20 protein-coding genes and 1 pseudogene are annotated in these 24,530 nt (G+C 63.3%); 7 read left to right on the forward strand and 14 right to left on the reverse strand.

The window, feature by feature from the left end; translation table 11 throughout:
* The first annotated feature begins 34 nt into the window (after positions 1-34).
* Complete coding sequence (locus tag ISS99_RS22540) at positions 35-2,926, forward strand: bifunctional diguanylate cyclase/phosphodiesterase (protein ID WP_204633832.1); 2,892 nt, start codon at positions 35-37, stop codon at positions 2,924-2,926.
* Positions 2,927-3,007: 81 nt separating this feature from the next.
* On the opposite strand, the gene hslO is transcribed toward ISS99_RS22540, so the two are convergent.
* Positions 3,008-3,901 carry an Hsp33 family molecular chaperone HslO gene (gene hslO / locus ISS99_RS22545; protein ID WP_204633833.1) on the reverse strand — a complete coding sequence of 298 codons (894 nt, stop codon included), beginning with the start codon at positions 3,899-3,901 and terminating at the stop codon, positions 3,008-3,010.
* Between the two features lie 123 nt (positions 3,902-4,024).
* Between hslO and mtgA the strand changes: the two genes are divergently transcribed.
* The 3 genes from mtgA (at position 4,025) to ISS99_RS22560 (ending at position 6,276) form a co-directional block, all read left to right on the forward strand.
* Entirely contained in the window at positions 4,025-4,771 is a 747-nt protein-coding gene (gene mtgA / locus ISS99_RS22550; protein ID WP_204633834.1) for a monofunctional biosynthetic peptidoglycan transglycosylase, read from the forward strand.
* Positions 4,772-4,834: 63 nt separating this feature from the next.
* Entirely contained in the window at positions 4,835-5,803 is a 969-nt protein-coding gene (locus ISS99_RS22555) for a glycosyltransferase family 2 protein (protein ID WP_204633835.1), read from the forward strand.
* Positions 5,804-5,847: 44 nt separating this feature from the next.
* Entirely contained in the window at positions 5,848-6,276 is a 429-nt protein-coding gene (locus tag ISS99_RS22560) for a CBS domain-containing protein (protein WP_204633836.1), read from the forward strand.
* Between the two features lie 10 nt (positions 6,277-6,286).
* Here ISS99_RS22560 and ISS99_RS22565 read toward each other — a convergent pair whose 3' ends face one another.
* Together ISS99_RS22565 and ISS99_RS22570 are read right to left on the reverse strand one after the other, a co-directional pair.
* On the reverse strand, positions 6,287-6,643 hold the full coding sequence (locus ISS99_RS22565) for a hypothetical protein (RefSeq protein ID WP_338081593.1): 357 nt from the start codon (positions 6,641-6,643) through the stop codon (positions 6,287-6,289).
* A gap of 234 nt (positions 6,644-6,877) precedes the next feature.
* Positions 6,878-7,912, reverse strand: coding sequence for an NTP/NDP exchange transporter (locus ISS99_RS22570; RefSeq protein WP_338081594.1), 1,035 nt, complete (start codon positions 7,910-7,912; stop codon positions 6,878-6,880).
* A 246-nt stretch (positions 7,913-8,158) separates the two neighbouring features.
* Between ISS99_RS22570 and ISS99_RS22575 the strand changes: the two genes are divergently transcribed.
* On the forward strand, positions 8,159-9,484 hold the full coding sequence (locus ISS99_RS22575; protein ID WP_204633837.1) for a serine hydrolase domain-containing protein: 1,326 nt from the start codon (positions 8,159-8,161) through the stop codon (positions 9,482-9,484).
* 69 nt (positions 9,485-9,553) lie between these two features.
* Here ISS99_RS22575 and ISS99_RS22580 read toward each other — a convergent pair whose 3' ends face one another.
* The 11 genes and pseudogenes from ISS99_RS22580 to ISS99_RS22625 form a co-directional block, all read right to left on the reverse strand.
* Entirely contained in the window at positions 9,554-10,600 is a 1,047-nt protein-coding gene (locus tag ISS99_RS22580; protein ID WP_204633838.1) for an energy transducer TonB, read from the reverse strand.
* Between the two features lie 378 nt (positions 10,601-10,978).
* The gene (locus ISS99_RS23430; RefSeq protein WP_239538588.1) at positions 10,979-11,287 is read right to left on the reverse strand and encodes a hypothetical protein; all 309 of its coding nucleotides are present in this window, start codon (positions 11,285-11,287) and stop codon (positions 10,979-10,981) included.
* 39 nt (positions 11,288-11,326) lie between these two features.
* Positions 11,327-11,521, reverse strand: a pseudogene (locus ISS99_RS23435) (met regulon transcriptional regulator MetJ); the annotation flags it as partial.
* Positions 11,522-12,099: 578 nt separating this feature from the next.
* Positions 12,100-12,501 (reverse strand): glycine cleavage system protein GcvH, encoded by a 402-nt coding sequence (gene gcvH / locus ISS99_RS22590; protein ID WP_204633840.1) that lies wholly within the window; start codon positions 12,499-12,501, stop codon positions 12,100-12,102.
* A gap of 103 nt (positions 12,502-12,604) precedes the next feature.
* Positions 12,605-13,705 carry a glycine cleavage system aminomethyltransferase GcvT gene (gene gcvT / locus ISS99_RS22595; RefSeq protein ID WP_204633841.1) on the reverse strand — a complete coding sequence of 367 codons (1,101 nt, stop codon included), beginning with the start codon at positions 13,703-13,705 and terminating at the stop codon, positions 12,605-12,607.
* Positions 13,706-13,787: 82 nt separating this feature from the next.
* A complete protein-coding gene (locus ISS99_RS22600; protein WP_204633842.1) occupies positions 13,788-14,432 on the reverse strand; it encodes an alpha-ketoglutarate-dependent dioxygenase AlkB family protein in 645 nt (214 codons plus the stop codon).
* Positions 14,413-15,000: a class I SAM-dependent methyltransferase gene (locus tag ISS99_RS22605; protein WP_204633843.1), complete on the reverse strand. Its 588-nt coding sequence runs from the start codon at positions 14,998-15,000 to the stop codon at positions 14,413-14,415. Before ISS99_RS22605 ends, ISS99_RS22600 begins: the two co-directional genes overlap by 20 nt.
* A gap of 111 nt (positions 15,001-15,111) precedes the next feature.
* Positions 15,112-16,275 (reverse strand): DegT/DnrJ/EryC1/StrS family aminotransferase, encoded by a 1,164-nt coding sequence (locus tag ISS99_RS22610; RefSeq protein WP_204633844.1) that lies wholly within the window; start codon positions 16,273-16,275, stop codon positions 15,112-15,114.
* 53 nt (positions 16,276-16,328) lie between these two features.
* Complete coding sequence (gene cysN / locus ISS99_RS22615; RefSeq protein ID WP_204633845.1) at positions 16,329-18,185, reverse strand: sulfate adenylyltransferase subunit CysN; 1,857 nt, start codon at positions 18,183-18,185, stop codon at positions 16,329-16,331.
* Positions 18,185-19,090 (reverse strand): sulfate adenylyltransferase subunit CysD, encoded by a 906-nt coding sequence (gene cysD, locus ISS99_RS22620; protein WP_204633846.1) that lies wholly within the window; start codon positions 19,088-19,090, stop codon positions 18,185-18,187. The genes cysN and cysD overlap by 1 nt, the downstream gene beginning before the upstream one ends.
* Before the next feature lie 77 nt (positions 19,091-19,167).
* Positions 19,168-20,565: an amidase gene (locus ISS99_RS22625; RefSeq protein ID WP_204633847.1), complete on the reverse strand. Its 1,398-nt coding sequence runs from the start codon at positions 20,563-20,565 to the stop codon at positions 19,168-19,170.
* A 180-nt stretch (positions 20,566-20,745) separates the two neighbouring features.
* On the opposite strand from ISS99_RS22625, the gene ISS99_RS22630 reads away from it, so the two are divergent.
* The gene (locus tag ISS99_RS22630; RefSeq protein WP_204633848.1) at positions 20,746-22,347 is read left to right on the forward strand and encodes an electron transfer flavoprotein-ubiquinone oxidoreductase; all 1,602 of its coding nucleotides are present in this window, start codon (positions 20,746-20,748) and stop codon (positions 22,345-22,347) included.
* A gap of 9 nt (positions 22,348-22,356) precedes the next feature.
* Complete coding sequence (locus ISS99_RS22635; protein WP_204633849.1) at positions 22,357-24,465, forward strand: glycosyltransferase; 2,109 nt, start codon at positions 22,357-22,359, stop codon at positions 24,463-24,465.
* Positions 24,466-24,530: the final 65 nt, after the last annotated feature.

Here is a 24,530-nt window from a genome sequence, read left to right on the forward strand (position 1 = left end):
TCCCGTATACAGCGCATGGACCCGCTCACCGGTCATGAGTTCACGGCCCGACAATCCCGAAGCACCGCCCGCGCCCCCGGAATCTCTCCGGGCGGACTTGCGCGACGCCACGGAGCGACTGTTTCGGGCGGCGGACGCGGATACGGTGCTGGAAACCTGCCAGGCCGCCCTGGGCCAACTGGGCATTCGCGGGCAACTCCAGTGGCTGCCAGGGGAAACCAGTGGCAAGCCGCCCTCCCCCGGCCGGCTCATCGTGGCCAGGGATCCGCATAGCCTGCAGGCCCTGGTGCTGGCTTGCGACCCCACCCAACTCAACGAACGCCTGAGTGCCGAGCTGGGCTGGCTTGGCAGGATGGCCGGCATCCGCCTGCGCCAGTTGAGCGAAACCGGCCGCCTGTACGAAGCCATTTCGCGCCTCGCCATGGCCGAGCGCCTGCAACGTGCCCTCTACGCCATTGCAGAACTGGCCGGCTCGGCGCACAACGTGACCGAGATGATGCAGTCCCTGCATGCCATCGTCGGCATGCTGATGTATGCGGAAAACTTCTACATCTTTCTGTACGACACGGCCTCCGACAGCGTGCGCTTCCCGTACTACGTCGACACGGTCGACCCGAAGCCGCCAGCCCCCGATGAAAACTACCCGCTGCAGGACCTGCGGCACAGCCTGACCTGGAACCTGTTGCAGGGCGGCCAACCGATCATGGGATCGGTCGAAGAGCTCGCACGGCAACTTGAAGGTCGCTTTGCCCTGGTCGGGCCGCCTTGCGAGCATTGGCTTGGCGTGCCGCTGCTGCGCGGCAGCCAGGTGGTAGGCGGCATCGCCGTGCAGACTTATCGCGCCGATACCCGCTATACCCACCACGATCGCGACCTGCTCAGCTACGTTGCCCAGCACGTGCAAACGGCGCTGGAACGTCGCGAGGCACACGCCGAACTCGAACGCCGGGTCGCCGACCGGACCGCGGCGCTGCGTGCCACCAATCGCGTGTTGCGGCAACAGGTACTGCAACGCCAGCGCGGCGAACGCCTGCAATCGGCGCTGTTTCGCATCGCAGAACTGGCCAGCGCACCGGAAAGCCAGCAAAACTTCTACGCTGCCGTGCATCGCGTGGTCGGCGGGCTGATTTACGCCCGCAATTTCTATATCGCACTGCTGGATGAAAGCGGCGAGAACATTACGTTCCCTTATTCGGTGGACGAAATCGAGACCACGCGCCTGCCGCGACGAATGAGCGCGGGCGCCACCGAATACGTTCTCAAGCATGGCAAGCCTCTGCTGGCCGATCGATCGCTTTTCGACCAGCTCGTACTTCGCGGCGAATGCACCCAGATCGGTGCAAAGTCCGTTTGCTGGCTGGGCGTGCCGCTGGTGTGGGACGACAAGGTGATGGGCGTGCTGGCCGTGCAAAGCTATTCGCCCAAGCACATCTACGATGCACGCGACCAGGAACTGCTCACCTTCGTCAGTTACCACATCGCCAATGCCTTACAGCGCAAGCAGACCAGCGAATCGCTGAAACAGGCATACGTCAACCTCGAGCGCCGCGTCACCGAGCGCACGCGCGCGCTGGCACTGGCCAACCGCGACCTGCGCGAACAGATCGCCGAGCGCGAGCGCGTCGAACGCCGGCTGATGTACGAAACCCTGCACGACTCGCTGACCGGATTGCCTAACCGCACCCTGTTGCTGCAGCGCCTCGGCCAGGCTTTGCAGGCCTACCACGCCGATCCGAACAAGCTGTTCGCCGTGCTGTTCATCGACCTGGATCGCTTCAAGGTGATCAACGATTCGGTCGGCCACTTGATTGGCGACGACCTGCTGTTCCAGGCCGGCAGCCGGATCCGCGCCTGCCTGAAAACCCGCGACCTGGTGGCGCGCCTGGGCGGCGACGAATTTGCGGTGTTGCTGGAAGGTATCAGCGACGCCAGCAAGGCCAGCATGATCGCCGAGCGCATCATCGCCGAACTGCACGTGCCGTTCCGCCTCGGCGTCAAGGAAATTTTCACCTCCGCCTCGATCGGCATTGCGCTGCCCGGCCCCCATTACCAGCAGCCGGAGGAATTGCTGCGCGACGCCGACGCGGCCATGTACCGCGCCAAGGACGAGGGCCGTCACCGCGCGGCCACGTTCGACGATCGCCTGCGCCGCGAAGTGCTGTCCTTGCTGGAAATGGAAGGCGATTTGCGGCGCGCCTTGAGCCGCAACGAATTCGTTCCGTTCTACCAACCGATCGTCTGTCTCGACGACAGCCGCACGGTCGGCTACGAAGCGCTGCTGCGCTGGCGCCACCCCGATCGCGGCCTGCTCTGCCCCGGCGACTTTCTCGCCGTAGCCGAAGAAAACGGCAGCGCGGAAAGCATCGATTGGCAGATCTTCGAGCAAGTAGCGTCCCAAGTAAGCATGCTGGCCGGCGCCCACGGCTTCGTGAGCCTGAACGTCTCGGGCCGCCATTTCCGCCAACCGGATCTGGACGAGCGCATCCTCGATCTGTTGCGCGCGCATCGCGTCAATCCACGCTCGCTGCGCATCGAAGTTACCGAACGCACCTTGTTGGAAAATCCCGCGCAGGTGAAGCGTATTCTCGACAATCTGCGCCGGCACAGTGTCGGCATCGCCCTCGACGATTTCGGCACGGGCTATTCGTCGTTGAGTTACCTGCACCAATATCCCATCGAGACCCTGAAAATCGACCGCAGTTTCATCACCGAACTCGCCCGCGCCGGCAGCCACAGCCAGCCGGTCGTGCGCGCCATTCAGGTGCTTGCCGATTCGCTGCAGATGCAGGTGATCGCCGAAGGCATCGAAGAGGAACCGCAGCGGCAAACGTTGCAAAACATCGGTTGCCGCTTCGGCCAGGGCTTTTTGTTTGCCCGGCCGCAGCCCGCGGAAATTTGGTTGAACCAGGCGATCGTGGTCAGCTGATGCCCTTCGCGGGAGGGCCTGGAAAATCGGACGCCGCAAGAGCTAAGCACTAACGGGCCCTGGATTTTCCCAATTTTGCGATCACTGCACCGTGGAGTTGGTTGCCGTGCTGCCGCTCAGCAAGTGCTGTGCGTCCACGCGATCGAACGTGTAGTTGCGCGCACAGAACTCGCACGTCACCTCGATGATGCCCTGCTGCGACTCCAGCGTGGCCTCGACCTCTTCGCGCCCCAGGGAACGCAGCATGGCCTCCACGCGCTCGCGCGAACAGCTGCAGCCAAACGCCAGCGGGCGCGGCTGGAACAGGCGCACCGTCTCTTCGTGATAGAGGCGATAGAGCAATTGCTGGGAAGGCGTGTCGAGCAGCTCCTGGGCGCCCAGCGTTGCGGTGAGGTGCTCGATACGCGGCCAGGCATCTTCGTCCTCGGCAACGTCGTGACCGCCTTCGCTGGGCAGCTTCTGCAGCATCAGGCCCACGGCGTGCTCTGCGTTCGCCGCCAGCACGATGCGTGCCGGCAATTGCTCCGACTGCTGGAAGTAGTTTTCCAGCGCACCCGCCAGTTCGTCGTGATTGAGATCGACCAGCCCCTGGTAGCGCTGGCCACGCTCGGCGTGCCCGATGGTGATCGCCATCACGGCGCCGGGCAATTCGCTCAGCGGCAGATCCGCGGGTATGGCGTCGCTCCACCGCGCCAGACCGCGCAGGCGGCCGGCGTCGGAGCATTCGGTGAACAGCAGGCGCAGGGCGCCGGCGCTCTTCAATTCGATCGACAAGGCACCTTCGAATTTGATGTTGCCGGTCAGCAGCGCGCTGGCCGCCAGCGACTGGCCCAGCAAATTCCGCAACGGTTCGGGATAGTCCATCCGGCCGGCAACCTCGCGCCACGCCGCGCCCAGCCGCACGATCACCCCTCGAACACCTGCGCGCTCGAGCAAAAAGCGATGAAGCACATCTTCCACAAGCACCGTTTCCACGTCGTTGACCTCTTAGAAACCCAAGCTGCGAAACATGGGGGCTCGCCTGGGCCTCGGCAATACCCAAGGGCACCCTCCAGATTGGCCGCTTATAATCCGCCCGGCTTTTCTGCAGGATAGGCGATGCTGAATTTTCCCTCATTCCGCCGGCTGTTGCGTTATGCCGGCATCGTCGTGCTGTCGTGGATCGCCCTGAGCTGGCTGGTCGTCCTGGTGCTGCGCTTCGTTCCCCCGTGGACCTCCGCCGTGATGATGGAGCGGCAGGTCGACGCGCTGATCCACGGCGAGAAGGACTTCCACCTACAGCATCACTGGGTGCCCTGGTCGCACATTTCGCCGTGGGTGCCGATCGCCATGGTGGCCGGCGAAGACCAGAAATTCCCGTTTCACCACGGCTTCGATTTCGACTCCATCCAGAACGCCATCGATGCGGCGGATGACGGCCGGCGCCTGCGCGGCGCCAGCACGATCAGCCAGCAGACCGCCAAGAACCTTTTCCTGTGGAACGGCCGCAGCTTCGTGCGCAAGGGCCTGGAGGCGTATTTCACGGTGCTGCTGGAAGCCACCTGGCCCAAACGCCGCATCCTGGAGGTATACGTGAACATCGCCCAGTTGGGTGATGGCGTCTATGGCGTGGGCGCGGCCAGCGAGGCGTTCTTTCACGTTCCACCGTCGCAGCTCGGACCCGCGCAGGCGGCCCGTCTGGCTGCCGTGCTGCCCAATCCGGACCGCTTCCTGGTCGACCGTCCCAGCGCCTATGTCATGGAGCGCAGCCGCTGGATCGAGCAACAGATGAACCAGCTCGGCGGCCCCGCCTATTTGCAAAGCAGGCAACCTCCCCGCGACACCGGACGCAACCGTCGACGCTGACGGCTGCGCTCGCGGTGAAGCGTGCACTTCGCTAGCATTCCCTCCTCGTTCAGGGATCTCCGCATGCCGCGACTAACCGTTGTCGTCCCCGCCTACAATGAAACAGCCGTGCTGGCGGCGTTTCACGAGCGGCTTTCCAAGGTTCTGGATCAGCTTCCGCTGCCAAGCGACGTGCTTTATGTGGACGACGGCAGCCGCGACGACACCTGGTCGCTCATGCAGGCGCTGGCCGCCGCCGATTCCCGCGTCGGAACGCTCAAGTTATCGCGCAACTTCGGCAAGGAGATCGCGCTTACCGCGGGGCTCGATCACGTCGACGCCGATGCGGCGGTGGTGATCGATGCCGACCTGCAAGACCCGCCGGAGCTGATTCCGCAACTCGTCGAACAATGGCAGGCCGGTTATGACGTGGTCTACGCCACGCGCAGCGCGCGCGCCGGCGAAACCGGTTTCAAGCGATTCACAGCCGCCGCGTTCTACCGCACCATGGAGATCATGTCGGACGTGGCGGTGCCACGCGACACCGGCGATTTCCGATTGCTGTCGCGCCGAGCCCTTGCTGCGTTGTCACAATTGCGCGAGCGGCAGCGCTTCATGAAGGGGCTGTTCGCCTGGATCGGCTACCGCCAGACTTCGATCAAGTACATGCGCGACCCGCGCCTGGCCGGCAAAACCAAGTGGAACTACTGGCGCCTGACGCAATTTGCCATTGAAGGCATCACCTCGTTTTCCAGCGCTCCGTTGAAGCTCGCCACCTGGACCGGCCTGGCTGCCTCGCTGCTGGCGTTCCTGATGGGGATGAAGGTGCTGATCAAGGCACTGCTGCACGGCGACCCGGTGCCGGGCTATCCCAGCCTGATGGTGGTGGTGCTGTTCCTCGGCGGCATCCAGTTGCTGGCGATCGGTGTCATCGGCGAATACATCGGCCGCAACTACGCCGAGAGCAAGCAGCGCCCCCTGTACTTCATCGAGGAAGAGCATCTTCCGGGCGGAAGGCCTCCGCTTCACACCGATCCAACGCGCCAGCGCTAAACTGTCCTCACGCGGCCACGCTGCGGCCGCCCGGGAGGTTTGGCATGCGTCAGGTCAAGCACTTGCTGGCTACGAAAGGCAACGACATCTTCGCCGTCGCGCCGGAAGCACCCGTACTGGATGCGATCAAGCACATGGCCGAGCGAGGTGTCGGCGCCCTGCTCGTCATGCGTGGCGAGCAACTGGTCGGCATCGTTTCCGAGCGCGATTACGCACGAAAGGTAATCCTGCAAGGACGCTCGTCCGCCCAGACGGCGGTATCGGAAATCATGAGCAGCCCCGTACTTACGGTAGAGCCGGACACCGACGCGTTCGACTGCATGCGTATGTGCACCGACAGCCGCGTGCGCCACCTCCCGGTGGTGCATGGCCATCGGGTATTGGGGGTCATCTCGATTGGCGACCTGGTCAAAGAAGTGATCAGCGCGCAGGCCGAGCAGATCGACCAGTTGCAACGCTACATCACCAGCTGACCGCGCTCCCTCAGGAACGCGCCGCTTCGCCGAAATCCGGTGGGGGCGCGTTGCCTATTTCCGGCGCCAGATCGGGCGACGTGGCCGCCTTGCGCGCAACCCACGTACCCAAGGTCGATGCACCCGTGCCGATCAAGGCGATGCCGGCCAGCCCGACACCCAGCTTGCCTAGGCCGCTGATACCACTGGTAACGACCAGGTCGCCGAGTCTCCACACGGCCGTCTCCACAAAATTCTTGCCCTTGTAGCGCGTTTCGCGCGGCACCCTGGTGTAGAGGGCGTCACTCGCCGGCTTGGTCATGCCGTACGTGAAACCGCGCGTGCCCACCATCATCGCGACCAGCAAGGGTACGCCGTAACCGAGCACGGTCCATTGCGTGCCCCGCCAACGTGACCATAACCAGCAGCGCAACATTGACCAGTTGCGGCAGCACGAGTGCCCATACCGCACCGCGGTGCACCAGCAGCCAGCGCGAGAGGGTCAGCTGCAGAACGGCGCCGAGCACGTTCAACGACCAGGTCGCCGAGTCTCCACACGGCCGTCTCCACAAAATTCTTGCCCTTGTAGCGCGTTTCGCGCGGCACCCTGGTGTAGAGGGCGTCACTCGCCGGCTTGGTCATGCCGTACGTGAAACCGCGCGTGCCCACCATCATCGCGACCAGCAAGGGTACGCCGTAACCGAGCACGGTCCATTGCGTGCCCCGCCAACGTGACCATAACCAGCAGCGCAACATTGACCAGTTGCGGCAGCACGAGTGCCCATACCGCACCGCGGTGCACCAGCAGCCAGCGCGAGAGGGTCAGCTGCAGAACGGCGCCGAGCACGTTCGCGGCCAGATCGATATCGGCATAGAAGGCCGTTCGCACCGTAGCAGAAGCAAGATGAGCCCTTGCGTAGTCCGCGACCAGCGCATAGGCCAGCGTACCCACCCCATCGCCCAGCAGCATCAGAACCGCCATGTAGCGCAGAAACGGCCGCGACCACAGCTCAAGAACACCCGCCCACGGCGAGCCGCCTACCGGCTCATCGACTTTCTCGCTCGGTATATGCCGAGCTGACAGTCGCAGCAACAGTATCAGCGCGCTGCCCAGCGCGAGCGCCGAAACCAGCAACAGCGGAGCTACGCCGAGCCACCCCACCAACCACCGAGTCAGCACCGGCCCGGAGAGCGTGCCGGCCATTCCGCCCAGCGCTATCAACGGGAACACTTCGCGCGCGCGCCGGCTGTCGAAGACATCGGCCATGAAACTCCAGAACAGCGACACGACAAACAGATTGAAAACGTTGACCCAGATAAAAAACACCACGCCGAGCGAACGGGCACCCACGTGATCCTGCGCAAGGAATGCCGGGACGAAGGCGAACAGGCACAAGATGAAAAAGCTGTAGCTCCATACCAACAGTTTCCGCCGCGGAAACTTGGCCACGAGTACGCCAAAGATCGGCGTCAGCAGCAACGTGGCGACGAAGATGGCCGCGTAAAACACCGGTAGCTGAGTCGAGCCGACTGCACCGGCGAGCTGGTCCCGCACGGGACGCACGATGTAGTAGGCAGTCAACAAGAAAAAGAAAGCCAGCGCAGCCACCACGGGCGCGGAGTCTTTGCGTGCTGCGACAACGGACGGCGGACTCACGGTGCGCTTCCGGGAACAGGCGGGTGCAAGACTACCATGCCGGCGCGGCGCGCCTTTCCGTCACCCGACGAGAAGAAACATTCACGTCGGCTGCTGGTCGATGAACACCTGGGCAGCCCCAGGAGCGCTTCAGCGTTGTGACGTTGCCGGAAGTGCAGGACAATCGAGCACTCACTCCCATGGACGGCCCCACCGCCAGCCCTATGACCAAAGGCGTGATCCACGCCCTTTGTACCGCGGAGTCGCATGCAGTTCCGTAAGCTTTCCTCGTTGATCGCCGGCTCGCTCGGCTTGACCATCGCGCTGATTCCGACGTCAGCGGCACGTGCTGCCGTCGCCGGCGGCCAATTGGCCCCGGCCACACCGCCGGCGCAAGTCGGTTCCGCCACGACGCAGTTGCCCGCCAGTCTTCCGCCCGAGCGGATCAAGGCCACGCTGGAGGACTATTCGCACTGGCTCGATGTCGTGGCGCAACGCAACGAAGTTGCCGGCCTTGCCACCGCCGTGGTGGTCGACGACAAAGTGGCGTTCGAGCGCGAGATTGGCTACGCCGACACGGATACGCAGGAGCCGATCACGGCAGACACGGTATTCCGTCTGGCCTCCCTTTCCAAAGCCTTTGCCACCGCGGTGACCGGGCTGCTGATCGACGACGGCCGCTTCAGCTGGAATACCAAGCTGGCCGACGTGCTGCCGTTCTTCCAGCTGAAAGATGCGCAAGCCTCCAGCGCAGCCACGGTGCAAGACATCCTGGGACAACGCCTCGGGCTGCCGCACAACACCTACGACGATCTGCTCGAAGACAACGTTCCCTACGAAGAGCTGGTGCGCAAGCTCGACGAAGTCACCCTTACCTGCAACGTCGGGCAATGCTACGGCTATCAGAACGTCGCTTTCAGTCTGATCGGCGACCTGATCTACGCCGAGACGGGCGACTTCTTCTATCACCAGGTGGACAAGCGACTGTTTTTCCCCCTGGGCATGACTTCCGCCAGCTACGGCCGCGATGCGCTGGAAGACAGCAAGAGCTGGGCGCGACCGCACCGTCCCGACGGGAAGCGCGGCTGGAAGCCCATCGATCCGAAGGAAGCCTATTACCGGGTCGCTCCCGCCGCCGGCGTCAACGCCAGCCTGCGCGACATGGAGCAATGGTTGATCGCACAGATGGGCGGACGCCCCGATGTGCTGCCGCCTGCCCTGCTGGACTACCTGCACGCACCCGGCATACCCACTCCCACCGAACTGCGTGCAACACCATGGCGACGCGCGCGCCTGAGTTCGGCCAGCTACGGCCTGGGCTGGCGCGTTTTCACTTACGCCGGCGAAACCATGATCTTCCATGCCGGCGAGGTAGAGGGGTACCGCACCATGATCGCCTTCTTCCCGAAGTATCGGGTCGGCATGGTGTCGATGTGGAACTCGCCCGGTGCGATCGGCACCGATCTGATGCCGATGGTTTTCGACAGCATGCTGGGACTGCCTGGCGTCGATTGGGCGGGGGTTGAAGGCGACCCGCCGGCATCCAAGGCGGCGCCGGCAAAAACGCACCGCAAACACCGTCACCACAACTGACCGTTCTCGACGTCGTTACTGTGCGTGAAGAAAAGCGGAGCCATGGCGGCTCCGCTTTTCACGTATCGGCTATTGCTGGTTGGATAGTTTGAACTCGATCTTCTTCTGCTGCTGCGCGGCTACCGCCACGCCATCGCGCATCGCCGGCGAGAATTTGGCGCGACGCAGGGCCTCGATGGCGGCACTGTCGAAGACGTGACGCGGCTCGGCCTGCACGACGGAGACATTGCTTACGCTGCCATCGGCGTTGACCGTGTACTGCACATCCACCCAGCCCTCCTGGCCGTTACGCAGCGCGGAGGTCGGATAACGCGGGCGGATGCTTGCAATGGGCATCGGGTCGCGTGTTTCGCCGCCAGCCGAAGCCGTGCCGGCTCCCGTATCCGCAGTCGCGGTAGCCCTCTCCTTGGCAGCTTCGTCCTGCTTGGCCTTCGCTTGCTGGGCCAGCAGGGCCGCCTGTGCGGCCGCAGCCTTGTCGGCAGCAGCCTTGTCGGCGGCCAGCTTGTCCGCTGCAACCTTCTCCGACGCGGCCTTCTGCGCAGCAAGATCGGCCTGGCGCTGCTGATCGAGCTGCTTCTGCTGCTCTTCGTCGAGCGTCTTGCGCTGGGCATCGAGCTTGGAGCGAAGGATGGTCAGGGTGTAATTGGCCGGGTCGACCTTTGCCAGCAGATCGATCTCGCGCTCGGCTTCGTTGAAGTCGCGCTGGTTGATCACCTGCTCGACGTTGCTGGCCGCGAACGGGAACGTCTCGCGCAAGGCATCCGCCGCGGTCTGGTTGCCGGGCTGCTTCTGCAACACCTTCAGGTAAAACTCGAAGGCGTTGTTGCCGGCCGGGGCAATCACGCGCTGCGCGTTCATCGCCTTGCGTGCCTCGGACAACAGATCGTTGATGCTCATCGCCTCCACGTTCACCGGCGGAGCCGCCTGCTGGCTGGCGGCGACCGGCGTGGACGGATGCCCACCCGCATCGGCGCTCACCAGGTCTTCGTGAGGCTTGATGATGAAGATCCAGGAGGCGATGGCCAGCCCGGCAACAATGGCAAGAATGACGTAAATGACGGGCTTGACGGCCCCACGCGCACGCGAGCGCGCATAACGACTATTTCGGGTATCCATGATCTCTCACTGACTACGTGGCATCAGATACCCGCGCTTCCCCCCTGTTATCCAGGAGCGGCTTCCCCAGGTTCGCCGCGGCGCGGATGGAGGAAAGGTATCGCGATTGAGTCGGCACGGCAAATGGGCAGCCGGTCACGGCTGGGGGGAAGGAAGAACTGATAGGCGGTGGAGAAGCTCGCCGCCGGAAACGAGGACCCCGCAAGCGTCCCTCCGTAACGAGCCGCCAAGTACGCGCAGGGGCTCTCATGCTTTCGTTCGTTTTCGGGGACCGAAAACGAAGCGTCCCGGCCGAGGCCGGGACGAAACGCTTTCGAAGCACCTCCCCGCGCTGGGCACCGCAGGGAGACAAATCGATAGAACTACTTTTTGTTTTGCTTACTTCTTGGCTTTCGCGGTCTTGGTGGCCTTCACCACCTTGGCAGCCGCCGCGGTCTTGCGGGTAGCGCGCTTTGCGGTGCGCTTGCGGGCAGCCTTCTTGGTTGCAGTCTTCTTGGCAACGCGCTTGGCAGTTGCCTTCTTCGCGCCTACGCGCTTGGCAGCCGCCTTCTTGGCGGTCTTGCGCACGGTGCGCTTCTTAGCGGTGGCCTTCTTGGCGACCGGCCGCTTCTTGGCGGCAACTTTACGGGTGGTCTTCTTGGCGGCTTTCTTAGCCGATTTCCTAGCAGTTTTCTTGGCAGTGGCCATAGTTCGTCTCAGCTCCTCATCAGTTGGCAGTGGTTGCCCAGTAAAAGCGTGGAGGAACGCCTCAACCAGCAAATCGCTGTTCGTGGCGTGCCTCAAATTGTTCACCTGTCGGTAAGTGCGCAAGTCCGACAGCAGTCGAAGTACGTGCATTGGGATCGATACAGTGATCTTTCTCACCGCGCCGGCTTTTTCACCGTGTTCTACGTATGGCTTGATAAATCTCGAATCCACCATTGGTGCCGTTCCCCGTTATATGGTGCGAAAGCTATTCCTGAACATTTCAACTGTCAATAAATTTTCATCATGAAATCAATCCCTTCGATTCCGCGACGGGTCGGCGGCGTCGGCTTCGCAGGGCAAATTTCGATCACGAAAATCCATTTGAACAGCCATCCAAACATTCGTGGCAACAACTTTTCGCATTCTCAAAAAATGCCAAAAACAAGCTAAAAATTGTAATTTTTCTCATCCGTGCTGATACAAACCAAACGCTTGCAACAACACGAACGGCACGCTGCGCACGGCACCGATCCGACCGCCTGAACAGGGTCATTCGGAGCATGAACGAATTTAGACCGAAATGCCCCCGAGCGATGCCGAAAGCGGTCGGAAACGTCCCCGAGCACCCGTCGTGCACACCGGACCGATCATCGAGCGAGTCGTCTTCCGAGCAGCATCGCGGTGCCGCTGACGCTCCCGAACATCGCCCCGACACCCTTCGCACATCCTGGTTGCGGAGTCGTGCGGGTGAGCCTTCCGTGAAAAAGCAACGGCCGCACTAGCGGCCGTTGCGGGACAAACCGATCGGGCGATCAGTCGTCTTCGTGTTCGATCAATTCGGCGTAATCGTCCGCGCTGAGCAGTTCGTCGAGCTCGCCGCGATCGCTCGCCTTGACCACGAACAACCAGCCGGCGCTGTAGGCGTCTTCGTTGATCGTTTCCGGCTTGTCGCTCAGGATTTCGTTCACCTCGACCACCTCGCCGGACACCGGCGAGTAGATGTCAGAGGCTGCCTTTACCGATTCGACGGTCGCCGCGCCGGAACCTGCCTTCACTTCGGCGCCGATTTCCGGCAGCTCCACGTAAACCAGGTCGCCAAGCTGCTCCTGGGCATGGTCGGAGATACCCACGCGAATCAGGCCGTTGTCTTCGACACGGGCCCATTCGTGGGACTTGAGGAATTTCAGATCGCCGGGAATCTCTTTCGAGCTCATGGTCAGGTCCAGTCGTCGTTGGTTTCGATCAGGGGTGGAGGCGTGGATTCTAACCGCTTCCGCGGCGACTCCACACCCGCATCCGTAAAGCCGTTTTTACTACTTAGATGCCTTCGCAAGGTTTGCCGTCGCGCACAAACGGAAACTTGACTAGGCGCACGGGCACTTCGCGACCGCGGATATCCACGCGCAGCCCTTCGGTTACACCGGCAGGCACTCGCGCGAAAGCTACCGACTTGCTCAGCGTCGGCGAAAAACTGCCCGACAGAATTTCACCCTCGCCGCGATCGGTCAGCACCTTCTGTCCATGGCGGAGCACGCCCTTGTCGTCCATCACCAGGCCCACCATGGTGCGCGGAACACCGGCGGCTTTCTGCGCCTCGAGTGCCTTGCGGCCGATGAAGTCGCGCCCCTCGTCCAGCGCAATGGTCCAGGCCAGGCCGGCTTCCCACGGCGTGACGCTTTCATCCATGTCCTGTCCGTAGAGATTCATGCCGGCCTCCAGGCGCAAGGTGTCGCGCGCGCCTAGTCCGCAGGGTGCAACACCCGCTCCAACCAGTTCCTTCCACAAGGTCACCGCCTGCTCCTGCGGCACCAGGATCTCGAAACCGTCTTCGCCGGTGTAGCCCGTGCGCGCAATGAAGAGCGGCACGCCGTGCGGCCCCTGTGCGGCGGCGGCGGCGAAGCGACCCAGCTTTTCGATGCGGGCGCGATCGACTTCATGCAGCAGGCCGATCACCTTGACGCGGGCATTGGGGCCCTGCACGGCCACCATGGCGAATTCGGGGCGCTCCTGCACGGCAACACCGAAAGCCTTCGCCTGCTGTTCGATCCAGGCGAGGTCCTTGGCACGGGTGGCCGCGTTCACGACCAGGCGAAAGAACTCGTCCCCCAGGAAATAAACGATCAGGTCGTCGATCACGCCGCCCTGCTCGTTGAGCATGCACGAGTACAGCGCCTTGCCCTGCACCTTGAGCTTGTCGACGCTGTTGGCCAGGAGATGGCGCAGAAACTCCCGCACGCGGGCACCATGCAGGTCGACCACGGTCATGTGAGAGACGTCGAACATGCCGGCATCACGGCGCACGACGTGGTGCTCCTCGATCTGCGATCCGTAGCTGATCGGCATGTCCCAGCCACCGAAGTCGACCATGCGAGCGCCCAGCTCGCGATGAGTGGCATTGAGTACGGTCTTCTCGGTCATTGCAGGGCCTGCCAGGGATAGAAGGTGGGAAAGGAGTCCCGCATTATCGCCACGGTCGCAGGCCAATCCAAGCTGCAAGGCGTCATGGGCGCCGTTGGGCCGACCCGTGGATGAAGCGGAACGTGAGGTTGATGCGGGCACCGGATAGTCCGGCAAGCTTCGGCAGATCGTGCTGGTAGTGGCTCTGGGTATCGCCCGCCACATATAGCAGGCTGCCGTGCGCAAGCGGCAGGCCAAGCGGCTTCGCTTTGGCCTCGCGGAGCGATTTTCGCCGCAGGCGGAACCTGCGCTCAACGCCCAGGCTCAACGAGGCAATCACCGGCTGCGGCCCGAGTTCGGGCTCGTCGTCGCTGTGCCAGCCCATGGAATCTTCGCCATTGCGATAAAGATTCGCCAGCACGCTGTTGAATGATGCGCCACAGGATGCCTGCACGCGTTCGCGCAAGGATTGCAGCGCCGGCGTCCAGGGATGCGGCTCGAACCGGGTCTGCGAATACACATAAGCGGCGCCCGGATCGCCGATCCAGCAACTCAGACGCGGACAATCCACCTCGCGGCCGAATAATTTCAGCCGGTGCCGCTCCCAGGGAATGTCGTGCAACAAGCGCTCGAACCACGCATCGGCCTCATCCTTGCGGAGCCAGGCTTGGGCATAACGGATATCTGCATCGGGCAACGGCAATGCCAACCAGCCGTCGCCGCCCGGCTCATTCGTCGTCGCGGACATAGACATAGACGTGGGCCGGCGGCAGGTTTCGCCACACCATGCCGACCCGGGTGCAACGCAAGCGCAACTGGCGCCGCACCTGTTCGTCCAGGGGGCTGCGCCAGCCGTAGGTGTACTGCACGAATACACCGCCGGGCCGCAACACGGCAAAGGCAGCCGCGACGATATCGCGCTGCACTTCAGGCGGCATCGCGAGCAACCCCAGGCTGCTGAGAATGGCATCGGCACCTGCAGGGGCCAGTACGCCGGTGCGCTGAGCCAGTTCGCTCACGTGGCGTGCATCCGCGCACAGCACTTGGGCCTGAGGAAAACGGCGACGCAGGACGCCATGCAGCGTAGCGTTCATTTCCAACACCAGCAGCTGCGACGGCGATACGCCATGGTGCAGCAGCGCCTCGGTAATCACCCCGGTACCGGCGCCAAGCTCCACCACGCAACTCGCCTTGGCCGGCATCGCCGAAACCATCATGCGGGCCAGCGGTCGTCCGGAGGGCAACACCGAGGCCATCTGCAGCGGGTGCTTCATCCACTCCCGGAAGAAAGTGAGCTGTTGTTCGTTGGCAGACATAGGGGGAAGCCTGGTGATTTGGCGCCACTTTAACGGCTTGGGTGTAACAAAACGTTGTCACTGCCTGCCGGGACGGCCGGATTCGGGCCATCCCGGCATGACGGCACCGGATCAGCTGCGCACGATGCCTCTGACGGCGGCGATCACGCGCTCCACGTCGCCGTCCGACATCGAAGGAGACAGCGGAAGGCTCACCGTCTCCCGCCCGAGCTTCGTGGCATGGGGCCACTGTTCGGGGCGCCAGCCGAAGCGCTCCTGGTAATACGGATGCTCGGGAATGGAGAGGTAATGCACGCCCGTACCGATCCGCGCGGCATTCATGGCCTCCAAAAATGCATCGCGCTCGACGCCGCTGCGCGCCACGTCGATCATGACGGTATACAAATGGCGGCCGTGGCGGGTGTTGGCGTCTGCCGGCGCCGGCAATCCGATGGGCAGCTCGGCGAAAGCCTCGTCGTAACGCTGCCAGATGGCGCTACGGCGACGCCAATTCTGCTCCACCCGCGACAGCTGATGCAGGCCGATCGCCGCCTGCAGGTCCATCATGTTGTACTTGAAACCGCATTCGACCACTTGGTAATGCTTGTAGCCCTTGTCGCCGAAGCGGTGCCAGGCATCCTTGCTCATGCCGTGCAGAGCCAGAATTCGGGCCCGCGCCACGCGCTCCTCGCTGCGCCCGACGATCATGCCACCCTCGCCCGTCACGACATTCTTGGTGACATAGAAACTGAAGCAGCCGAAATCGCCAAACGTACCCAGCGCGCGACCTTCAAACTCCGCTTCGACGGCATGCGCACAATCTTCGATGACCACCAGATCGTGCTTGCGGGCGATCGCCATGATTTGATCCATCGCACACGGCCGCCCCGCGAAATGCACGGGAAGAATCGCACGCGTACGCGGGGTGATGGTCGCCTCGATCGCTGCGGGATCGATGTTCTGGCTCGCCGGATCAACATCCGCCAACGCCGGGGTGAGCCCCGCGTGCAAAATGGCATTGACGGTCGCGCAGAAGGTAAGCGGGGTGGTGATCACTTCCGCGCCCGGCTCGATACCTGCCGCCAACATGCTGACGTGCAGCGCGGCCGTGCACGAATTCACTGCCGCAACGCGTTCTGGCGGAACACCGCGGAACGCCGCGAAATCGCGCTCGAACTGCGCCACGCGCGGCCCCGTGCCGAGCCAACCCGAACGAAGGCAGGCGACGACTTCGTCGATTTCCGCCTCATCGATCTGCGGCGCGCCAAAAACCAGAAAGGGAGGTGATGAGTCCATGATCAAACTCGCGCTGACATCACAATCGCCGCATCGGCCACCTGCATCACGCCTCAGTCACTGGAAGACGGCAGCAGATGGGCCATCAACTCGTCCACGGCGGCCTCGAGCTGCATCCGGTCGGTACGCAAATGAACCTGCGGCTGCAGGGGCGCTTCGTAGGGAGAATCGATACCTGTGAAATTGCTTATTTCGCCGGCCCTCGCCCTGCGATACAGCCCCTTGGGATCGCGCCGCTCGCATTCCTCCAGCGGGGTGTCTACGAACACTTCCAGAAATTCGCCCTCGTCAAACAGGTTCCTGGCGAATTCCCGCTCGCTGCGGAAGGGAGAAATGACGCAGGCGATCACGATCAAGCCGGCGTCGACCATCAGGTTTGCCACTTCAGCCACGCGTCGCACGTTCTCCACGCGCGCCTCGGGCGTAAAGCCCAGATCGCGGTTCAGGCCATGGCGCAGATTGTCGCCGTCGAGCAGATAGGTGTGATAGCCAAGCGCACAAAGCCTGCGCTCCAGCAGATTGGCGATCGTCGACTTGCCCGCGCCGGACAAACCCGTGAACCAGATGCAGCGCGGCACCTGCCCCTTGTTGCGCGCGCGCGAAAGCTTGTCGACGTCCAGATGCTGCCAGTGGACGTTGCTCGCGCGATGCAAGGCAAAGTCGAGCATGCCGCAGGCAACGGTGGCATTGCTCTGCCGGTCGATCAGAATGAAACCGCCGAGCTCGTGGTTGGTGGCGTAGGGCTCGAATGCAATCGGATGATCCAGGTCCAGGTTGCAGTAACCCACTTCGTTGAGGGCCAGGCGGTGCGCGGCGAGCTTCGCCTGCGTATTCACGTCGACCTTGTGCTTGATCTGGGTGATGCGCGCGTTGACGGTGCGCGTGCCCAGCTTGAGCCAGTAGCCGCGATTGGGCAGCAAGGGCTCGTCCCCCATCCACAGCAGGTGCGCGGCAAACTGATCAGCCTCGGCGGCAGGGCGCGCGGCATCGGTAAGGACGTCGCCGCGGCTTGCATCCACTTGCCTGTCCAGGGTCAGCGTGACGGCTTGGCCAGCGTGCGCCTGCGGGAGGTCGCCATCCGCGGTGACGATACGCGCCACCCTGGCCTTGTGTGCACCGGGCTGGATCATCACCTCGTCGCCCGCCTTGATGCGTCCACTGCAGATCGTGCCGGCGTAACCGCGAAAATCCTGGTTCGGCCGGTTCACCCATTGCACCGGCATCCGGAAATCAGTGGCCTGCGCAGGCTCCACCTCGATGGATTCGAGCAGCTCAAGCAGGGACGGACCGTCGTACCACGGCATACGTCCGCTACGCGCGCCCACGTTGTCGCCGGTCAATGCCGCAACCGGCAAGGCATGCACCGAGCGGATACCCAATGGATCGGCCAGATCGCGATAGGCGGTTTCGATCCTCTGGTAAATCTCGTGGCGATAGTCGACCAGATCCATCTTGTTGACCGCCAAAACGATTTTGCGGATGCCCAACAGCGCGCAGATGTAGGTGTGGCGCCGCGTCTGGGTGAGCAGGCCTTTGCGCGCATCCACCAGCACCACGGCCAGATCCGCACGCGATGCGCCGGTGGCCATGTTGCGCGTGTACTGCTCGTGCCCCGGGCAATCGGCCACCACGAAATTGCGGCGGGCGCTGTGGAAATAGCGGTAGGCCACATCGATGGTGATGCCCTGCTGGCGCTCGGCATCGAGGCCATCGGTCAGCAGGGAAAAATCCAGCACGTCGCTATCGGGATGCTGCCGGCGACTTTCCTTGGTGAGCGTTTCCAACTGGTCATCCGCGAGCATGCCTGCGTCGTAAAGCAGGCGGCCGAGCAACGTGCTCTTGCCGTCATCCACGCTGCCGCAAGTGATGAAGCGCAGCGAACTGCGCGCAGAGGTATTTCCCTGGCTCATCAGAAATACCCCTCTTGCTTTTTGCGCTCCATGGACGCTGACGGATCGTGGTCGATCACCCGCCCCTGGCGCTCGGAACTGCGCGACTGCGCCATTTCGTCAATGATGGCATCCAGCGTGCTGGCGGTGGATTCCACCGCGCCGGTCAATGGATAGCAACCCAGGGTGCGAAAGCGGACCATGCGCATCTGGACCTTCTCGCCCTCGCGCAGAATAAAACGATCGTCGTCGACCATGATCAGTGCGCCGTCGCGCTCCACCACGGGCCGTTCGCGCGCAAAATAGAGCGGCACCACGGGGATGTTCTCGCGCCGGATGTAATGCCACACATCCATTTCCGTCCAGTTCGACATGGGAAAAACGCGGACGCTCTCGCCCTTGTGGATGTGGGTGTTGTAGACGTTCCACAGCTCCGGGCGCTGGCGCTTGGGATCCCAGCGGTGCTGCGCATTGCGGAACGAAAACACGCGCTCCTTGGCGCGCGACTTTTCCTCATCCCGCCGGGCGCCGCCCATCGCGGCATCGAACGCGTATTTGTCCAATGCCTGCTTGAGCGCCACCGTCTTCATGACGTCGGTGTGCACCGCCGCGCCGTGGGTGAGCGGCGAGATGCCCTGCCGCACGCCATCCTGATTGATGTGCACCAGCACCTCGACGTCGCCGGCCGCGGCTACCTCGTCGCGGAATGCAATCATCTCGCGGAATTTCCAGGTGGTATCCACGTGCAGCAACGGCATCGGCGGCCGCGCCGGATAAAACGCCTTACGCAGCAAGTGCAGCAGCACCGACGAATCTTTGCCGATGGAATAGAGCATCACCGGACGCTGGAAGCTGGCTGCCACCTCGCGAAAGATGTGGATGCTCTCGGCTTCCAGTTGATCCAGGTGGGTAAAGGATGACGTCATCGACTTGGGTCGCGCGGGAAATCCAAGCATTCTGCCACGGCCGACCGGATCCGGGCATTGGACACACCTACCAGGTTCTAAACCACGACCGGATAGGCTGGTGCCGCATCCAGCGTGGCGGCACACACGGACGCCAGCTCCAGCAGGCGCAAATCCGAGCCGCGCGCCCCCACCAGTTGCAAGCCCACGGGCAGGCCGTTGCTCAGATTGCCCATGGGAATGCTCACTGCCGGGCAGCCGGCGAGGCTGGCGAAGCTGGTGAGATCGCCCTGCGAATCGGGCACCGGACCATCGAGCGGAAACGCGCCCTGTGGCGTGGTGGGCAATACCAGCACGTCGACCTGGGCAAACAGCCGGCGCATCTTCAGGGTGGCTGCGTCCAGCACCCGATCGGCTGCGACGTAGTCGGCAGCAGTCTTGCGTTCGGCATAGCCGAGCCATTGGCGAAACCGCGGGGACACCGGCCGTTCGGCATCGGCCAGATCGCTGGCGAAGGTGCCAAGCATTTCCGCCTCCATCAGCAGCAGCCCGGCGCGGCGGGTACGGGCCAGCGGCCAGTCGTCGAAATCCACCTTGCGCCGCTCGCCCAGCTCTCGCGGCAACTTCGCTAATGCCGCCTCAAAGACCGCGATCACTTCCGGCTCGACGCCTACCGCCGCCAGATCGGGCAGCAATCCGCAGCGGAGATTGCCCGGCTCCCAATCCGGTGGCGACAACGCAACCCGACGCCGGCGCGATCGCGGATCGTCGGCGTCGTAGCCGACTAGCACCTGCAACAGCACCACCAGATCTTCCGCGTTGCGCGCCAGCAATCCCACGGTGTCCAGTGATCGTGAGGCGGGCACCATGCCGCGGGCGGATATTTCCCCTCGCGTGGGTTTCAACGCAAACAGGCCGCAGTAGCTTGCGGGAATGCGGATCGAGCCAAGGCTGTCCGAACCGATCGCCGCCACCGCCAATCCGGCCGCCACTGCCGCCGCCGCACCGCCTGACGAGCCGCCCGCGGTGTAGCCGGCACGGTGCGGATTCTGCGTAGCGCCGAAGTGCGGGTTGTCGGTGACGGCGCCGAGCGCACCTTCGTCCATGTTGGTCTTGCCGATCAGCGTCGCACCGGAAGCGCGCAAGCGCGCCACCACGTGCGCATCCTCCGGTACCGGCCGGGTACGCCCCGGCAGGCCGGCCCGCGTGGGCCACCCGGCCATGTCGAAGTTGTCCTTGAGTGCCACGGGGATACCGTCCAACCGGCCGATGACGCCCTCGCGGCGCCGATATTCCGCGGCACGCGCCTGGTCGCGCAGCAAGGCGGGGCTGTGTTCCACATAGGCATTGAGAAGCGGATTGATCCGTTCGATGGCTTCGATGTGGGCTTCAGCCAGCGCCATGGGAGATACGCGGCCGATGGCCAGCCAATGCAGAAGCTGGCAAAGGCTCGCGCGGCGCACATCGAGATCGCTGACGGGGGGCAAAGAGCTCATATACGCTCCAGAGGGGATTCGGCCCCACTATGTCCCCCCGCGCAAACGACCCGCAAGCGGGCGACCGTTTGCCGCGCAGTAGGCGAACCCGGAGAATACCGTCCGGGCTGTCGCCCCCGAGCGCCTCGCGACACCGCCCAGCCCAAGCCACATAGCCACCAGCCAAACGACGGAGCCCCCATGACCGAACGCGAAACGATGGAATACGACGTCATCGTCGTCGGGGCCGGCCCTTCCGGGTTGTCCTTCGCCATTCGCCTCAAGCAGCTCAAGCCCGAGCTGACGGTCTGCGTCATCGAAAAGGCCTCCACCATCGGCGCCCAGATCCTGTCCGGCGCCGTGATCGAACCGCAGCCGCTGGACGCCCTGCTGCCCGGCTGGCGCGAGAATCCGCCGCCGATCTGCGTGCCCGCGACCGAAGACGAGTTCTGGCTGCTCAACAAGACCGGCGGCCGCAAGTTGCCAGTGCCTCCGGGCATGAACAATCACGGCAACCTCATTGTCTCGCTCGGCGCGCTGTGCGCCTGGCTGGCACCGCAGGCCGAAGCCCTGGGCGTGGACGTATTTCCCGGCTTCGCCGCCGCCGACACCATCTTCAACGACGACGGCTCGGTCGCTGGCGTGCGCATCGGCGACATGGGCGTGGCCAAAGACGGAGCGCACAAACCCGGCTATACGCAAGGCATCGACATCAAGGCGAAGGTCACGGTGCTGGCCGAAGGCGCGCGCGGCAGCCTGACCAAGCAGCTGATCAAGCGTTTCGCGCTGGATGCGACAAGCGATCCGCAGGCTTACTCGATCGGCATCAAGGAATTGTGGCAAGTACCCGCCGGACGCGTGACGCCCGGCAAGATCGTGCACAGCTTCGGCTGGCCGGCAGACAACCATACCTATGCCGGCAGCTTCCTCTATCACCTGGACAAGGATCGCATCGCGCTCGGCTACGTCAGCGGCCTGGACTACAGCGATCCGAATTACCAGCCTTGGGAAGCCTTCCAGCAGTGGAAGAATCACCCGATGATCAAGTCGCTGCTCGAAGGCGGCACCATCGTTTCCGCCGGCGCACGTGCCATCGTCACCGGCGGCTACCAATCCCTGCCCAAAGTGGAGATGCCCGGCGCCCTGCTGATCGGCGACACCGCCGGCCTGCTCAACGTGCCCAAGATCAAGGGCACCCACCAGGCGATCAAGAGCGGCATGCTCGCCGCCGAACACCTGGCCGCGAACGAGCTCAATCCCGCCGGCTTCGACAGCAAGCTGCGCGGCTCGGAGGTCATGGCCGAACTGAAGCAGGTGCGCAACATCAAGCCCGCCTTCAAGAAGGGCCTGTGGTTCGGCCTGCTCAATGCCGCCTGGGAGACCCTCACCAAGGGCAAATCGCCCTGGACCTTGAAGAACAAGGCGGATTGGTCCTCGCTGCACAAGCTTGGCCAGCAAGAAGAACCCAAGCGCGACTACGTGCAACGCGAGCTGCCGCCGCGCGACCGTCTGGCCGGCGTGTATTTCGCCGCCACCGAACACGACGAAGACCAGCCGATCCACCTGCACGTTGCCGATACCTCCGTCTGCGTAACCAAGTGCGCCCAGGAATACGGCAACCCCTGCACCCGCTTCTGCCCCGCCAGCGTCTACGAAATCGTCAACGATGAAGCGGGCAAGCGCTTGCAGATCAACGCCGCCAACTGCGTGCACTGCAAGACCTGCGACATCAAGGACCCGTACCAGATCATCAACTGGGTAACGCCAGAGGGTGGGTCGGGGCCGAATTATCAGAATCTGTAGTGAGCGTCGATGTCTCTTAGCACCCTAGCGTGGCGCGCCAGGCGCACGTATTACCTGCTGCAGCGCATACGAGGCAGCCTGGCGCAGCGCGGCTTCCAAGGAACGCTGGCGCGAATTCGACAAGAGTTCCAATCGACACCAAGCGAAGACGACACGCTGAGGCTGGAGTCGCTGGAGACTCCGTTTGCGCCATTCACGCTGCCCGTCAGCGACACGCCGCTGGTGTCCGTCGTCATTCCCGTATACGGCAAATGCGCGTGGACCGTCGCATGTTTGCGCTCCATCAGCCGCCACGGCGCGGACACTCCATTTGAAGTCATCGTCGTTGACGATGCATCGCCGGACGACAGCGCGTCAAAGCTGATGCAGGTCGGCGGCGTCCGGTTGTTGCAGAACGAAACCAACCTCGGCTTTATCGGCAGCAGCAACGCCGGTGCAGCCATCGCACGTGCGCCATTCCTGCTCTTCCTCAACAATGACACACAGGTAACCCCCGGCTGGCTGGACAGCTTGCTGGAAACCTACCAACAGGAACCTCATTGCGGCATCGTCGGCAGTCAGCTGGTCTATCCGGATGGCCGCATACAGGAAGCGGGAGCCCTGACTTTCGCCAATGGCGAAGCGTGGAGCGTCGGGCGTTACGAAAAACGCGACGACCCTCGCTATCTCTATCGACGAGATGTCGACTATGTTTCGGGTGCTTCGCTACTCATCGAAAAATCGCTGTTCCAGGAGCTGGGCGGCTTCGACGCGCGCTACGCACCGGCCTACTGTGAAGATGCGGACCTGGCCTTTGCGGTGCGCGCAAAAGGACGTCGCGTGATCTACGACCCAGGCAGCGTGATCGTGCATTACGAAGGGATCAGCTCCGGTACCGACGTATTCTCCGGCGTGAAGCAGCATCAACTGACCAACCTTCAAACATTCGCCGAAAAATGGTCTGATGCATTGCGGCAGCAACCGCAGCCGCATACCCCCGAAACAAAATCGCTGCACCGCCAGGACAGGCACATCCTGGTCATCGATGCGCTGACCCCGGACCTCGCAAGGGATGCAGGTTCGCTACAGGTGTTCAGCATCATGCGCCTGCTGCGGGAAATGGGTTGGCGAGTGACCTTCATGGCCGACAATCGTACGGCCGCCCCGCGAGACATCCGCGCCCTCGGCAGCATTGGCGTCGAAGTCCTGTGCAATCCCTGGTCTCCCACGCTCGATGCATGGCTGAAGCGCGAACGCGATGGGCTGCAGGCCGTCATGCTGTGCCGCCACTATGTCGCCGATGCAAATCTGCCATTGATCAAGCAACTGGCGCCCGGCGCGCAGATCCTGTTCGACACGGAAGACCTGCATTTCTTGCGGGAGCGCCGCGCTGCGCAGCATACGGGAAACGTCAATCTCCAGCGCCAGGCCGCCGCTTCGCAGAAGCGGGAGTTCGCGTTGATGCGCGCTTGCGACGTCACCTTCGTGGTGAGTTCCATGGAGCACGAACTGCTTCGCAAGGAACTGCCTGACGTCAACGTAATGCTGCTTCCGAACATGCATCCCGTACACGGCCGCAAGCGTGAATTGGAAGAGCGCGAAGGGCTGATTTTTGTCGGCGGCTTCGGCCATCCGCCGAATGTCGATGCCGTGCATTGGCTCATCGAGGACATCTATCCCAGGGTGCGCATGAAACGCCCGGATATCAAATTGCATCTCATCGGCCAGATCCCCGACGCTGCGCGGGCCGAGCTCCAAAGCGAGGGCGTCACCATCCACGGCCGCGTCGAGGACCTGGAACCATGGATGGCCGGAAGCCGCATCTCCCTCGCACCACTACGCTACGGCGCCGGTGTCAAAGGCAAAGTCAACAGCGCGATGAGCTACGGCCTGCCGGTGGTCGCCACCAGCATCGCAGCCGAAGGTATGTGGCTGCGCGATGGCGAGAATGCCATGCTGGCCGACGATGCCCAGGGCTTCGCCGATGCAGTGCTCAGGCTCTATGACGATAGCGCGCTGTGGTACAGACTGTCCGAGGGGGGGATGGCCAACATCCGGGATCACTTCTCCTTCGACGTGGCTCGCAAAACGCTTGAAACGGCTTTGGGGCCGCATCGCCGGCACCGGCCTACAAACTAGCGTCCCAGGCCCGCTACAATAGCCATTTGGGCCGCTCCAGGCGGCCACGAGCACAGGACCCTCAG

Origin of the sequence: Dyella mobilis, from assembly GCF_016904945.1 — a bacterium.
Classification (GTDB): domain Bacteria; phylum Pseudomonadota; class Gammaproteobacteria; order Xanthomonadales; family Rhodanobacteraceae; genus Dyella_B; species Dyella_B mobilis.